This is a genomic window from Ruegeria sp. G7 (assembly GCF_056535465.1).
The window spans coordinates 41687-54916 of sequence record NZ_JBQFIL010000001.1 but is presented as its reverse complement, the minus strand read 5'-3'; the positions used below and the strand labels follow the sequence as shown (position 1 = coordinate 54916).

At 61.4% G+C, this 13230-nt stretch carries 9 protein-coding genes; 6 read left to right on the top strand and 3 right to left on the bottom strand.

All coding sequences use genetic code 11. The features are described 5' to 3' along the window. Nucleotides 1–14 precede the first annotated feature (14 nt). Nucleotides 15–566: an LOG family protein gene (locus ACR3EN_RS00275; RefSeq protein ID WP_480819606.1), complete on the bottom strand. Its 552-nt coding sequence runs from the start codon at nt 564–566 to the stop codon at nt 15–17. Between the two features lie 126 nt (nt 567–692). Here ACR3EN_RS00275 and ACR3EN_RS00270 point away from each other — a divergent pair, with 126 nt between their 5' ends. Genes ACR3EN_RS00270 through ACR3EN_RS00260 form a run of 3 tightly spaced genes read left to right on the top strand, consistent with a single transcriptional unit; the run spans nt 693 to nt 4348 of the window. After that, a complete protein-coding gene (locus ACR3EN_RS00270) occupies nt 693–2033 on the top strand; it encodes a LysM peptidoglycan-binding domain-containing protein (protein WP_480819607.1) in 1341 nt (446 codons plus the stop codon). A 58-nt stretch (nt 2034–2091) separates the two neighbouring features. Continuing rightward, the gene (locus ACR3EN_RS00265) at nt 2092–3903 is read left to right on the top strand and encodes an ABCB family ABC transporter ATP-binding protein/permease (protein WP_480870180.1); all 1812 of its coding nucleotides are present in this window, start codon (nt 2092–2094) and stop codon (nt 3901–3903) included. 52 nt (nt 3904–3955) lie between these two features. Beyond that, nucleotides 3956–4348 carry a DUF2147 domain-containing protein gene (locus ACR3EN_RS00260; protein ID WP_480819609.1) on the top strand — a complete coding sequence of 131 codons (393 nt, stop codon included), beginning with the start codon at nt 3956–3958 and terminating at the stop codon, nt 4346–4348. A 33-nt stretch (nt 4349–4381) separates the two neighbouring features. On the opposite strand, the gene ACR3EN_RS00255 is transcribed toward ACR3EN_RS00260, so the two are convergent. Together ACR3EN_RS00255 and ACR3EN_RS00250 are read right to left on the bottom strand one after the other, a co-directional pair. Further along, nucleotides 4382–8146: an efflux RND transporter permease subunit gene (locus tag ACR3EN_RS00255; RefSeq protein WP_480819610.1), complete on the bottom strand. Its 3765-nt coding sequence runs from the start codon at nt 8144–8146 to the stop codon at nt 4382–4384. Further along, on the bottom strand, nt 8143–9372 hold the full coding sequence (locus ACR3EN_RS00250; protein WP_480819611.1) for an efflux RND transporter periplasmic adaptor subunit: 1230 nt from the start codon (nt 9370–9372) through the stop codon (nt 8143–8145). The genes ACR3EN_RS00255 and ACR3EN_RS00250 overlap by 4 nt, the downstream gene beginning before the upstream one ends. A gap of 225 nt (nt 9373–9597) precedes the next feature. Between ACR3EN_RS00250 and ACR3EN_RS00245 the strand changes: the two genes are divergently transcribed. The 3 genes from ACR3EN_RS00245 to der are packed head-to-tail and all read left to right on the top strand — an operon-like array spanning nt 9598 to nt 13147. Next, nucleotides 9598–10269: a hypothetical protein gene (locus tag ACR3EN_RS00245; RefSeq protein WP_480819612.1), complete on the top strand. Its 672-nt coding sequence runs from the start codon at nt 9598–9600 to the stop codon at nt 10267–10269. Nucleotides 10270–10311: 42 nt separating this feature from the next. After that, nucleotides 10312–11634, top strand: a complete 1323-nt coding sequence (locus ACR3EN_RS00240) for a PQQ-like beta-propeller repeat protein (RefSeq protein ID WP_480819613.1) — start codon at nt 10312–10314, stop codon at nt 11632–11634. A gap of 49 nt (nt 11635–11683) precedes the next feature. After that, nucleotides 11684–13147 carry a ribosome biogenesis GTPase Der gene (gene der / locus ACR3EN_RS00235; protein ID WP_480819614.1) on the top strand — a complete coding sequence of 488 codons (1464 nt, stop codon included), beginning with the start codon at nt 11684–11686 and terminating at the stop codon, nt 13145–13147. Nucleotides 13148–13230: the final 83 nt, after the last annotated feature.

The following is a 13230-nucleotide window of genomic DNA, read 5'->3' as shown; positions in this document are numbered from 1 at the left end:
AGGTTCCCGCCCGGTCAGTTCAGGAAACTGCGCAGACGGGTCATGGCCTCTTCGGGGGTGCCGACCCAGGTAACAAAATCGGCCAGCGACCCATCGGCAAAACCCTGATCGATCACCTGATCCAGCAGCGTGTGCAGCGCGTCCCAATACCCATCCACATTCAGCACAAGAATGGGCTTGTCATGCAGGCCCAGCTGCCGCCAGGTGAGCGCCTCGAACAGCTCATCCAGCGATCCGGGGCCGCCGGGCAGCACGATCACCGCGTCGGCGTTCATGATCATGACTTTCTTGCGCTCGTGCATCGTCTCGGTCACCACAAATCGTGTCAGATCGGTCTTGCCCACCTCGCGCTGCAGCAGGTGCACGGGGATAACGCCGAACGTGTCGCCTCCGGCAGCCTGCGCGGCACGGGCGACTTCGCCCATCAGGCCCACATCCCCCGCGCCATAAACCAGCCGCCAGCCTTCGTGGGCGAGAAGGGTGCCAAACGATCGGGCTGCCTCAGCATAGGCCGGAGTTGCACCATTGCGTGACCCGCAATACACACAGACGGATTTCTGGGGCATAAGTCGATCTCTCTGCTCTTGTGTTCGGGGTTTTGACCCCTGATAGCGGGATTGATAGGTTGGCTCAACCGCTCCATGTAAGGCTTGGCTGTCAAAGTACTTACGGGGCGGAGTGAAAGGAAAAGAATGGACGCCAATTCGGGAAGCGGAAGCTCGGGCACCTTCATCTGGGGGCTGGTTGCCGGGATCGTCGCAGTTGTGGGCGCGGGCGGGGTGTACCTGTTGGGCGGCTTTGGTGATACGCCAGAGCAAGCTGCACCCGAAGTGGTGGAAGTTGCACAAACGCCTGAGCCGAGTGCCGAAGGTGCGCCCCAGCCCGAGGCGGCACCTGATGCCGAGGCACAGAGCCAGACCGCCGAGGCCGAACCTGAAAGCGATGAAGCCCCGACAGAGGCGACTCAAGCGCCCGTTCTGGATCAGATATTCGTGGAGCCCGATGGCAATGCTGTCCTGTCGGGCAATGCCGAACCCGGGTCTGAGATCAACGTGCTGCTGGATGGGGAAACTGTCCACAGTTTTACTGTCGATCCCAGCGGTCAATTCGCTGAGTTCGTCACGATCCCATTTGCGGATGCTGCGCGAGGGCTGGCTCTGGAGGTGTTGGGCGAAGGAGAGCCTGTGCGTTCGGATGATTACCTGATCGCAGCGTTGCCGGCACCCGAGGAAACGCCTCCGCCGGTTGATGCGCCGGACGTGGCGGCGGCTGAGACAGCCCCGGAACCCGAAGAACCGCAGGTGGAAACTGCTGAGGTCGAGACAGCGCCCGAGCCAGAGGCTCCTGCCGAAAACACTGCTGAGGCCGACCCGTCTGACGAAACGAGCGGCGCACCGCAAGTGGCGGAACAGGCTCAGGCAACACCCGAGCCGCAGCCTGAAGCCACAGAGCCCGAGCCGGTCGAAGCGCAGGACCAGCAGATTGCTGTCCTGCGTTCGGGCGAAGAGGGTGTCGAGCTGGTTCAGCCCCCGACCGTTCGGGATGTGCCGCCCAAGCAGATCGCTCTGGATACGATCGGGTATTCGGACACTGGCGATGTGCAGCTGACCGGGCGGGCGCAGGATGGATCGGCGGTACGCCTCTATCTGAACAACCGCCTGGTCGCTGATCTGCCGCCCGCGCCGGACGGGCAGTGGCGGGGTGAGGTCGAAGGCATCGATCCCGGTGTCTATACCCTGCGTGTGGATGAGGTCGCACCCGATGGCACTGTCGTCAGCCGTCTTGAGACACCGTTCAAGCGCGAACCGGTCGAGGTTCTGCGCGCCGCCGAAGAGACCGGACAAGGCGACACCGCAACCGAAACACCTCCGATCCGGTCGGTTACCGTTCAGCAGGGCGACACGCTCTGGGCCATCTCGCGCGAACGGTTTGGGGATGGCATCCTTTACGTTCGGTTGTTCGAGGCCAATCGGGACTCTATTCGTGATCCTGACCTGATTTTCCCGGGGCAGATTTTCACCATTCCTGAATAACATCCAGTTCTGGCCCGTCCGGGCCGGGCGTATTCTCTGACCGCAGTTAAGGTACGTGATGAGACGATCCTCAGCCCTGCAAGTTGATGCAGAAGAACAGCGCTCAGGCTGGCGCACGATCCGCAAGGTCGCGCCTTACCTGTGGCCCGATGATGAGCCGTGGGTGAAACGCCGCGTCGTGATGGCGCTGGTGATGCTGGTGGTGGCCAAGCTGATCGCTGTCTACACGCCGATCCTTTATAAAGGGGCGGTCGATGGTCTGGCTGGTGAAGGCGTGCCGCCGCTGGCGCTGGGCGCAATCGGGTTGACCGTGGCCTATGGCGTGGCCCGGATGATGACGGTGGGCTTTCAGCAATTGCGCGATGCCTTGTTCGCGCCGGTGGGGCAGCGGGCGCTGCGGGCACTGGCGCTTGAGACGTTTCAGCATATCCACCAGCTTTCGATGCGCTACCACGTCACCCGGCGCACCGGTGGGCTGAGCCGGATCATCGAGCGCGGCGTCAAGGGCGTCGAGTTTCTGCTGCGCTTCCTGCTTTTTTCCATCGGGCCGCTGATATTGGAACTGCTGCTGGTCGCGATCATCCTGATGTGGCTGTTCGACGTCTGGTATCTGGTTGTCGTGGCCGCGACCATCGCGCTCTATATCTGGTTCACCTTCGCCGTGACCGAGTGGCGCGTGAAGCTGCGGCGCGAGATGAACGATCAGGATACTGAGGCCAACCAGCGTGCTATCGACAGCCTGTTGAACTTCGAAACCGTCAAGTATTTCAATGCCGAAACGCGCGAAGCTGAACGCTATGACGTGTCGATGAAAGCCTATGCCAAGGCTGCCTTGAAGACGGCGTACTCGCTGGCTTTCCTGAATTTTGGTCAATCCTTCCTGATCACCTGCGGCCTGATCGGCGTGATGGTTCTGGCCGCCATCGGGGTGCAGAAGGGGCAGTTGACCGTCGGCGATTTCGTGATGGTCAACGCCTACATGATCCAGATCACCGTGCCGCTGAATTTTCTGGGGACGGTCTATCGCGAAATCCGCCAGTCGCTGGTGGATATGGGGCAGATGTTCGACCTGCTGGAACAACCTGCCGAGGTCACCGACAAGCCCTGTGCGCCGAATTTGAAGGTCAACGGGGGCGAGGTCACGCTGGACAATGTGCGCTTTGGCTATGACGCGGATCGCGAAATCCTGAAAGGCGTGTCGCTGACCGTTCCGGCGGGGCAGACCGTGGCCATCGTTGGGGCGACCGGATCGGGCAAGTCCACCATCGGGCGGCTGCTGTTCCGGTTCTACGACGTCACCGGTGGTGCCCTGAAAATCGATGGGCAGGACGTGCGCGATGTCAGCCAGACCAGCCTGCACGCCGCCATTGGTGTCGTGCCGCAGGATACCGTGCTGTTCAACGACACGATCCGCTACAACATCGCCTATGGTCGCGAGGGGGCCACTCAGCAGGATGTCGAGGCCGCCGCGCGCGCGGCCCAGATCCATGACTTCATCGCCAGCCTCCCCGAGGGATATGACACCAAGGTCGGTGAACGCGGCCTGAAGCTCTCGGGCGGTGAGAAGCAGCGGGTGGGCATCGCGCGCACGCTGCTCACGAACCCTCCGATCCTGCTGTTGGATGAGGCGACCTCGGCGCTGGACACCGACACCGAACAGGACATCAAGGATGCTTTGGCCCGTGCCGGTGAGGGGCGTACGGTGATCACCATCGCCCACCGCCTCAGCACCATTGCCGAGGCCGACCGGATCGTGGTTCTGGAAAGCGGTGAGATCATCGAGCAGGGCACCCATGATGAGCTGCTGGCGCGCGAAGGGCGCTATGCTCAGCTGTGGAGCCGCCAGCAATCGGATGCGCAGGCGGCCTGATCCTGCGCGCCTGATATGCTATGATAGGGCATTGATAGTCGGAGGATTTCAGATGCGCAGACGATTGCCCCTTATCGCAGCCTTGCTTTTGGCCCCCGCCTTGGCTGCGGCGGACCCGATCGAAGGGGTCTGGAAGACCGAACCGGATCGCAAGAACCTGACCTCTCACATCAAGATCACGGCCTGCGGAGACAAGTTCTGCGGCCAGATAATGTCAGCCTATGATCCATCGGGCAAAGAGGTGCAGACGCCGAATATCGGCAAGAAGCTTTTTTGGGATGTGGCCAGCGAAGGCGGTGGCAAATACGGCGGGGGTGAGTTCTGGGTGCCTCTGATCAATGTTGACGCTGTGCCGCAGATGACGCTGCAGGGCGACACGCTTCAGGTCAAAGGATGCGAGCATCTGGTCTGCGCGCATCAGACGTGGTCGCGGCTGAAGGGGTAAGAAAAAGGGCCGGAACGACCGGCCCTGATCCTGCTATTCGGCCGCTTTCAGCGGTGGTCCCGGCGGGTGATCCGGGTCCTGCTTGGCCTCGGAGGTGCCATCGTTCCAGACAATCTCGGTGGACTGCATGTCGCGCGCGCTTTGGTCAATCGCCATGTCCTGCGCGATCTTGCTAGAGCGGCCCTGCGTGGCCCGTGCGATCGCCTTGCCTCCCCAGATCACGTAGGTCATCACCCAGACGCGCAGCGCCAGCAGGGATGGCGTCACGATCAATGTCAGCACCGTTGCGGTGCCCAGACCAAACACCACCGCCGTCGCCAGCTGCTTCCACCACAGTGCGGTAGGGCTGTCGATCGAATAGCCGCCATTGATAAAGTCCAGCGACAGCCCGAACATCATGGGCGTCAGGCCTGCCATGGTGGTCAGCGTGGTCAGCAGAACGGGCCGAATACGCGCCTCGGCCGTGCGGACAATCGCTTCGATCCGGGGCATATAGCGGCTGTATTCCTGATAGGTGTCGATCAGAACGATGTTGTTGTTCACCACGATCCCCGCCAGCGCCACGATGCCCGTTCCGGTCATGATGATTGAAAACGGCTGCTGCATCACCATCATCCCGATCAGAACCCCGGTGGTCGACAGCACCACCGCCAACAACACCAGCACCGAGTTGTAGAACGAGTTGAACTGCGCCAGCAGGATCACAAACATCAACCCAAGGGCGGCGAGGAATGCGCTGGACAGGAAAGCCTGGCTTTCGGCCTGATCTTCCTGATCGCCGGTCCATTCCCAACTGATGGCACGGTCGAAGGGATCGGTCTGCAACCATTCGGTCAGCACGGCAATCCGCTCGTTCGGGTTGATCAGCGCAAAGCTGGCACTGCCATCCTCGATGCTTGTTCGCAGTTGGCCGATATTCTCGGCACCGGTCAGTTGTACCAACTCGTATTCACTGCCATTCGGTCCCGTGATGATCGCACTTTCCGAGGTTGCCCCTGCGGCCAGCGGACGTACAACGGCCAGCCGTTGCGGCGTACCATCCGGACCATCGACGACGATCTTGCTGAGGCCGGGCTCAACATCTGCTTTGACATCATAATAGCGCTGCTGATCGACGCGATTGATCTCGGCCAGTTTGGCCACCGGCTGGCGGGTCACGAAGTTCGACAGCGGCACCAGCCCGTCTGGCGTGCGGACTTTGAGCGTATCGAGCGTTGACAACACCCGGTCCTGATCGGGCAGGCGGACGCGGATTTCGATTTCTTCATCGGTCGAGTCCGGGCGCATTTCGCCCAGCAGGATGCCACGGGTGACAAGCTGGACCATCGCGCCGACGGTGGCGACATCGGCCCCGAAGCGCCCCGCCTTGGCGACGTCAACGTCGATCTGCCAGTCGATGCCGGGCAGGGGCAGCGTGTCTTCGATCTTGATCAGCCCAGGCGTTTGTTCGAACACCTCACGCGCCGCCAGAGTGGATGCGGTCAGTTCTTCCCACCCGTCACCCTTGATACGCAGATGGACGGGCTTGGCCGAGGCCGGGCCCTGTTCCAAAGGCAGAATTTCGACGACGAAGCCGGGGATTTGCGCCAGCTCGGCGTTCAACTCGTCCAGAACATAATCGCCGTCATAATCGGGGGCGATGATCTGGCGGTCAAAGAGACCGCCCAATATCGGCTCGGACACGTTGGGGCGGTCTTCCCATGGAATGATCTCGAACTGAACGCGGCCAACGGTATCCGCCGGCTCGCTTGCGCCGCCATTGTTCTGGTTCAGCCCGCCGTCACCCGCGAATGAGAATACATTGATCACCGCCGGGTGGGCGCTGATGATCCGTTCGGCCTCCAGCACCATCTCGTCCTTTTCGGCCAGAGACAGGTTGCCGCGCGCTCGCACATAGGCTGTGGCTTGCTCGGGTTCGCTTTCGACAAAGAACTCGACGCCCCGGTTGTTTTCCCCAAAAGCGGTCATGACGCTGATGACGGCGAAACCAACGACGGCAAGCGACACGACGGGCATGATCGGATTACCGACAAGGAACTTCACCACATAGCCAAACGGCGTATGCTCGTTGGCGGAGTGCACATGATCATCCGGAGCGCGCTGAATCTTGGCCGCACTCAGAGTGACCGAACCGGCAAACGCCCCGAACAGGAACATCAAGGCTCCCGCCGCTGCGCCACCCGGCACCAGATAGCCCGGGTTCAGCATCTGCATCGCGCCGAGGAAGATCATGTACAATGAAGGCGGCACCAACAGCGCGCGCACCCACCAGGGCGCCCGTGCCCTGAGCCAGTTCGAGCTGCGGTCGAAACTGCGGCTCATCCGGCCAGAGACACCGCCCATGACAGGCAGATAGATCAACGCCACGATCAGCGAGGCAGACAGTACGAAGATCAGCGTAACAGGCAGCATGCCCATGAACTCTCCGGGAATGCCGGGCCAGAATAGCATGGGCAGGAAGGCGCACAGCGTGGTCGCGGTCGACGACACGATGGGCCAGAACATTCGCTGCGCCGCTTCGACATAAGCATGCATGGGGCCGACGCCATCCTTGATACGCTTGTCGGCATATTCGACCACCACGATGGCACCATCGACCAACATACCCACAGCCAGGATCAGGCCGAACATCACGATGTTCGAGATGCTGACGCCCATGACCGCAAGGAACGCAAAACACAGCAGGAACGAGGTCGGGATCGCAAACCCGACCAGCAGCGCCGCGCGCGTGCCCAGCGAGGCCAGAACCACGATCATCACAAGTGCAATCGCTGTCAGCACCGAACCTTCAAGCTGACTGACCATCGAACCGACGATGCGGCTTTGGTCATTCGAGGTGCCGACGTCCACGGCGGCCTGCAGCTCGGCAGGCCATTTGGTCTGCGCCTCGGCGATGGTGGTTTTGACCAGCGCCACGGTATCGATCAGGTTGAAACCCTTGCGTTTGACCACCTGCAGCGCGACTGTGGGTTCTCCGTTAAAGCGCGCGGTGCCTTCGCGATCTTCGAACGTGTAGTTGATCTCGGCCAATTCGCCCAAGGTCACGACGCGGTCGCCGTTAACCTTGATGGGCAAACCATAGACATCCTGAGCGGTTTTGAAGGACGAGGGAATCTTGACCGAGAACGTGCCTTGTTCCGTCTCGACTTCGCCAGCGGCGATCAACTGGTTGTTGTTCTGCACCACACTGATCAGTTCGGCGGCGGTGACGTTATAAGCCTCGAGCCGCAGGGGGTCGATCACCACCTCAAGCATTTCGTCACGGTTGCCGGCAATCCCGGCCTCAAGCACCGCATCCAACGACTCAAGCTCGTCCTGAAGGTCTTTGGCGACGCGGGCCATCGTGCGTTCGGGAACAGGGCCGGTCAGGTTGACAATGACGATTGGGAATTCCGAGAAGTTGATCTCGTTCAGCGAGTATTGCTCGGCCCCATCCGGGAAATCGGCCTGCGCGCTGTTCATGGCATCGCGCACATCCGCGGTGATGGCGGTTTTGTCCCAGCCGAAATCAAACTCAAGCGCGATACCGGCATAACCTTCGGCAGCAGTCGCCGTCATCTCTTTCAGACCATCCAAATCCGCCAGTTCGGTTTCCATCGGCTTGATCAGCAGGTTTTCGGAATCCTCGGCGGAGATGCCCGGAAACTGGACCGACACGAACAGAGCAGGGATTTCGATATCCGGTTCGCCCTCTTTCGGAAGGCCCACATATGCGAACCCGCCTATGACCAGCGAAATGGCGATGAAGGCCAGAACCATTCTGGCCCGGCCAGCGGCCCAACTGACGATCCCGGTCATTGTGTGGCTTCCCTATAGGTCGGCGTGACGCTGACGCCGCGGGTGACGAACTCCTGCCCGACCACGATGATGTCGGCGGTTTCCGGCAGACCGCCCACCCAAACACCGTCGGCGGTATCACGCAGCAGGCGAATGGGCACGAAATCCACCACATTGTCTGACACCACGGTGCGTACGCCAAGCTGACCTTCATTGTTCAGGGTCAGCGCCGATTGCGGCAGAAGGTGCGCTTTGACGCCCTCGGCTGCGATCTGGATATTGGCGGTCTGTCCGTCCCGGATCAGAAGTTCAGGGTTGGGAACCGTGATTTCCACTTCGAACGTCCGTGTGGTTTCGTCGGCAGAGCGGCTGAGAAAAGTCACCCGGCCTTCAACCTGCAATCCGGTGACCAGCTGCGCCGACGCCATCGAGCCGACGAGGATCCGGTTCACCTCGGTCTCGGGGACGAAACCCACCAGCTTGATCGGGTCCAGCTGGATGACCGTCGCGCAGAGCGCACCCGGCTGCATCAAGCTTCCGAGCTCGGCTGTATCGCTCTCAAGCAGGCCTTTGAAAGGGGCCTCGATTGTCAGGCGGTCCATCTCGCGTTGGGCGGCGGCGACTTCGGCGGTCGCGGCCTCGATCCCGGCCTGAGTGGCTTCCAGTCCGGCTTCGGCAGACTTGATTCCCGCTTTGGCGGAGCTCATCTCTGCTTCGCTCGATATACGGCGCGTTTCCGAGCCAAAGCCTGTTTCCGAAAGCTTGCGCGCGGCGGTCAGATTGATCTCGGCTTCGGCCAGGCGCGCATGGGCTTCCTGCAGGCGGGCCTCGGCTTCGGGCACGCGGCTTTGTGCCTCAAGCTTTGCGGCCTTGGCCTCGGCAAGACTCGCCGGACGCGTACCGGGATCCAATTCGCACAGCAGATCTCCGGCCTCGACGAAGGTGCCTTTGCGCTTGGGCTCGGACAAAACGGTCGAGGTCGTCTCGGCCAGCACTTCGACCTGCCGGTTGGCTTTGGTTTGCCCGCGCAGCTGCACCGCGCTGCCAATCTCGCGCGCGGTGGATCGGATGGCTACGACGCCGATGGCATCGGCGACCTTCACAGGTTCAGTTTCCGCACCATCGACGGTTGCCTCGGTCTGCGCCTCGCCGCGGCCCGCAAATGCAAAAAGCGCGTCGCGTTCGAACACGAGAAAATACAATGCAACTACAACCAATATGGCGTTGATGAATGAAATCAAACGCATGCGGTGTCTTCTCCAGATATGATCGCCTACACGGCAGCGGTGCTTATGTTTTCAAAATGGGGTCGAGCCCGGTCATTTCCATACTAAACTGAATAGTTCGGTTCACTTTTTTAAGCAAGACCCGGCGACATCCGGGCAAATGTATGAATTCGGGCACTTGGCTTGGCCGGAAGGCCGGGGTATGACATAGCGCTAGAAAACCGGACACCTAAGCCTGGGGGCAGGATGAGCGATACCGACAGTTTTATCGATGAGGTCACCGAAGAGGTGCGCCGGGATCGTATGTACCTGCTTTTGCGTCGCTGGGGCTGGGTTGGCGTGGTTGCCGTTGTAGCGATTGTAGGGGGTGCTGCCTTCAACGAGTTTCGCAAGGCTCGTGATGCAAGTCAGGCCGAGGCGCTGGGTGACGCGATTCTGACCGCGCTGGCCGAGAATGGTTCGGCTGAGCGGGCCGCGCGCCTGCAAACGGTAGACGCACAATCCGTTGGCGGAGATGCGGTGCTGAACATGCTGCTTTCGGCCGCCCAGGTCGAGGCCGGGACCGAGCAGGAGGCCGTCAGCAGTCTCAACGCCATTGCCACGCAGGGTGATCTGCCCGAGATTTATCGCGCCATCGCGGGGTTCAAGGCGCTGTTGCTGCAGACAGACACCATGCCCGCCGCGGATCGCCGTCAACAATTCGAAGCGTTGGCGGCCCCGGGGGCTCCTTTGCGCCTGCTGGCCGAAGAGCAGCTGGCCTTGATTGATGTCGCCGAGGGCGAGACGCAGGCGGCGCTGGATCGTTTGCAGGCGCTGCGTCAGGACGCGGAGGCGAGTATTGATCTGCAACAGCGCGCGGCGCAGCTGATTGTCGCGCTGGGTGGCGCACCTGAACCCGTGTTGGGGCAACAGGGCTAAACCGGCGGCGAAACGGAATTTCACAGACGAGTTCATCAGATCATGGTATCACGTTCTTTCTCACGCTTTGGATTGCCCGCTGCGGCGCTTGCTCTGATCGCCCTGAGCGCGTGTCAGCAGCCCGAGGCGATCCTGCCCGGTGAGCGCGAGGATATCCGCCCGGCGGTCGACAACGAAACGGTTGAGACCCGCGGCGCCAAGCCGATCAGCCTTCCATCGCAAAGCCGAAATGCCAGCTGGTCGCAAAGCCCCGGCACGACTGCGTTTCGTACGACAAACGCGGCGCTCAGCGCGGCGCCGCAACGGATCTGGTCCGCCAATATCGGCGCGGGCGACAGCCGTAAGCAACGGATCACTGCCGATCCTGTGGTCGCGGGTGGCTTGATCTATACGCTTGATTCCGGCGCGAATGTTACGGCGGTTACGCCTCAGGGTCAGGCGGCATGGACCACAAACCTGATTCCCGCCAACGAGAAAGAGGGGGACGCCACTGGGGGTGGTCTCGCCTATGCCGACGGAGTGCTTTATGTGTCGTCCGGCTTTGGCCGTCTGACCGCGCTGGACGCCAAGACCGGCGCGCAGAAATGGCAAAATCGCCTGAACGCCACCGGCAGTGGTGCGCCGTTGGTGAGCGGGGGCATTCTCTATGTCGTCGCCGGCGATGAGACAGGCTGGGCGGTGGATACGAAAGATGGGCGCGTTCTCTGGCAAATTCAGGGCACCCCAAGCGTTGGCAACGTATTGGGTGCACCTGCGCCCGTCATTGCGTCCGAGTTTTCCGTTTTCGCATTTGGATCGGGTGATATCGCCGCGGCTTTCCGTCGTGGCGGGATTCAGCGTTGGAATGCCTCTGTGGCGGGTGGTCGGCGTGGCCGCGCTGCGGCGCAGATCGTTGACGTGACCGCGGGGCCAATGGTGACGGGCAATGCAATTGTGATTGGCAACCATTCCGGTCGCACCGTTTCGTTTGATGTCGATACGGGTGAACGCAACTGGACCGCCCTTGAAGGCGCAATCGACACCGTATGGCCGGTTGGAAACAGCGTTTTCTTGATCAGCGACCGCAGCCAGTTGGTGCGGCTGGATGCAGCGGACGGTTCGACTGTTTGGGCTGTCGACCTTCCGAGCTTTGTCAAAGACCGACCGGGCCGCCGCGGGCCGATTTTTGCCCATTACGGCCCGATCATGGCGGGTGGCCGTGTCATTGTCGCCTCGAATGACGGCTTCCTGCGGTTCTTCAACCCCGTGGACGGGGCGCTGGTGCATCAGGTCGAAGTGCCCGGTGGCGCGACCACGGCCCCGGTCGTGGCGGGGCAGACGCTGTATGTCGTGTCGACCAAGGGCGAACTGCACGCTTTCCGTTGACGAAAAGATGCGTTAAAGGGCGCATCTTGAGTCTTGAAAGATTGGTATCATGTCGCTGACCCTCGCCATCGTGGGGCGCCCGAATGTGGGCAAATCCACCCTGTTCAACCGCCTTGTGGGCAAACGCCTGGCCCTGGTCGACGACCAGCCCGGCGTGACGCGTGACCTGCGCGAAGGCGAAGGGCGGCTGGGCGATCTGCGCTTTACCGTGATCGATACGGCGGGTCTTGAAGACGCGACCGACGACAGCCTGCAAGGCCGGATGCGCCGCCTGACCGAGCGTGCGGTGGATATGGCCGATGTCTGCCTGTTCATGATCGACGCGCGCGTTGGCCTGACGCCGACCGATGAGATGTTCGCCGAAATCCTGCGCAAACGCTCCAAGCATGTGATCTTGGCCGCCAATAAGGCCGAAGGCAACGCAGCGGATGCAGGCGTGCTTGAAGCCTATAATCTGGGCCTTGGCGAACCCGTGCGCCTGTCGGGCGAACACGGCGAAGGGATGACGGACCTCTATGCGCAGTTGATGCCGTTGGCGGATGCGGCCGAGGAACAGGCCGTCGATGATACCCCGCAAACCGATATTGAACTGGATGAGGATGGCGAGGGCGAAGCGCCTCTGATAACCGCCGCCAAGCCCTTGCAGGTCGCTGTGGTGGGTCGTCCGAACGCAGGGAAATCCACGCTGATCAACAAGATCATGGGCGAAGATCGCCTGCTGACCGGGCCTGAGGCCGGGATCACCCGCGATGCGATCAGCCTGCGCATCGATTGGGCCAGCCCCGAGGGCGACAGCACTCCGATGCGGATCTTTGATACCGCCGGGATGCGTAAGAAAGCCAAGGTGCAGGAAAAGCTGGAAAAGCTCTCGGTCTCGGATGGTCTGCGCGCGGTGAAATTTGCCGAGGTTGTGGTGGTCCTTCTGGATGCCGCGATTCCGTTTGAACAACAGGACCTGCGCATCGCCGATCTGGCCGAGCGTGAGGGCCGTGCGGTGGTCGTCGCCGTCAACAAATGGGACGTCGAGGACAACAAGCAGGAAAAGCTGCGCGATCTGAAAGAATCCTTTGAACGGCTGCTGCCGCAATTACGCGGCGCTCCGCTGATCACCGTTTCGGCGAAGACGGGGAGGGGTTTGGAACGCCTGCGCGCCGCGATCCTGCGCGCCCATGACGTCTGGAACCGCCGTGTGCCAACGGCGGCGCTGAACCGCTGGCTGACAGCGATGCTGAAACAGCACCCGCCACCAGCACCACAGGGCCGCCGGATCAAGCTGCGTTATATGACCCAAGCCAAGACCCGCCCGCCGGGGTTCGTGGTGATGTGCTCGCATCCCGACAAGATGCCCGAGAGCTATAACCGCTATCTGGTCAATGGTCTGCGTGAGGATTTTGACATGCCGGGCACCCCGATCCGGCTGACTTTGCGCGGACAGGGCGACAAGAACCCCTACAAGGGGCGGCGCAAGAAAAATGCCGGTGCCTTGGCCAAACATCTCAAGGGACGCGCGTAACCGCGCTAATTTTCAGCATTTTCAGACAGGGGGCGTGACAGCCCCCGTTCCCCGCGCTAGCATTCAACTGCGTGCATTTGTTT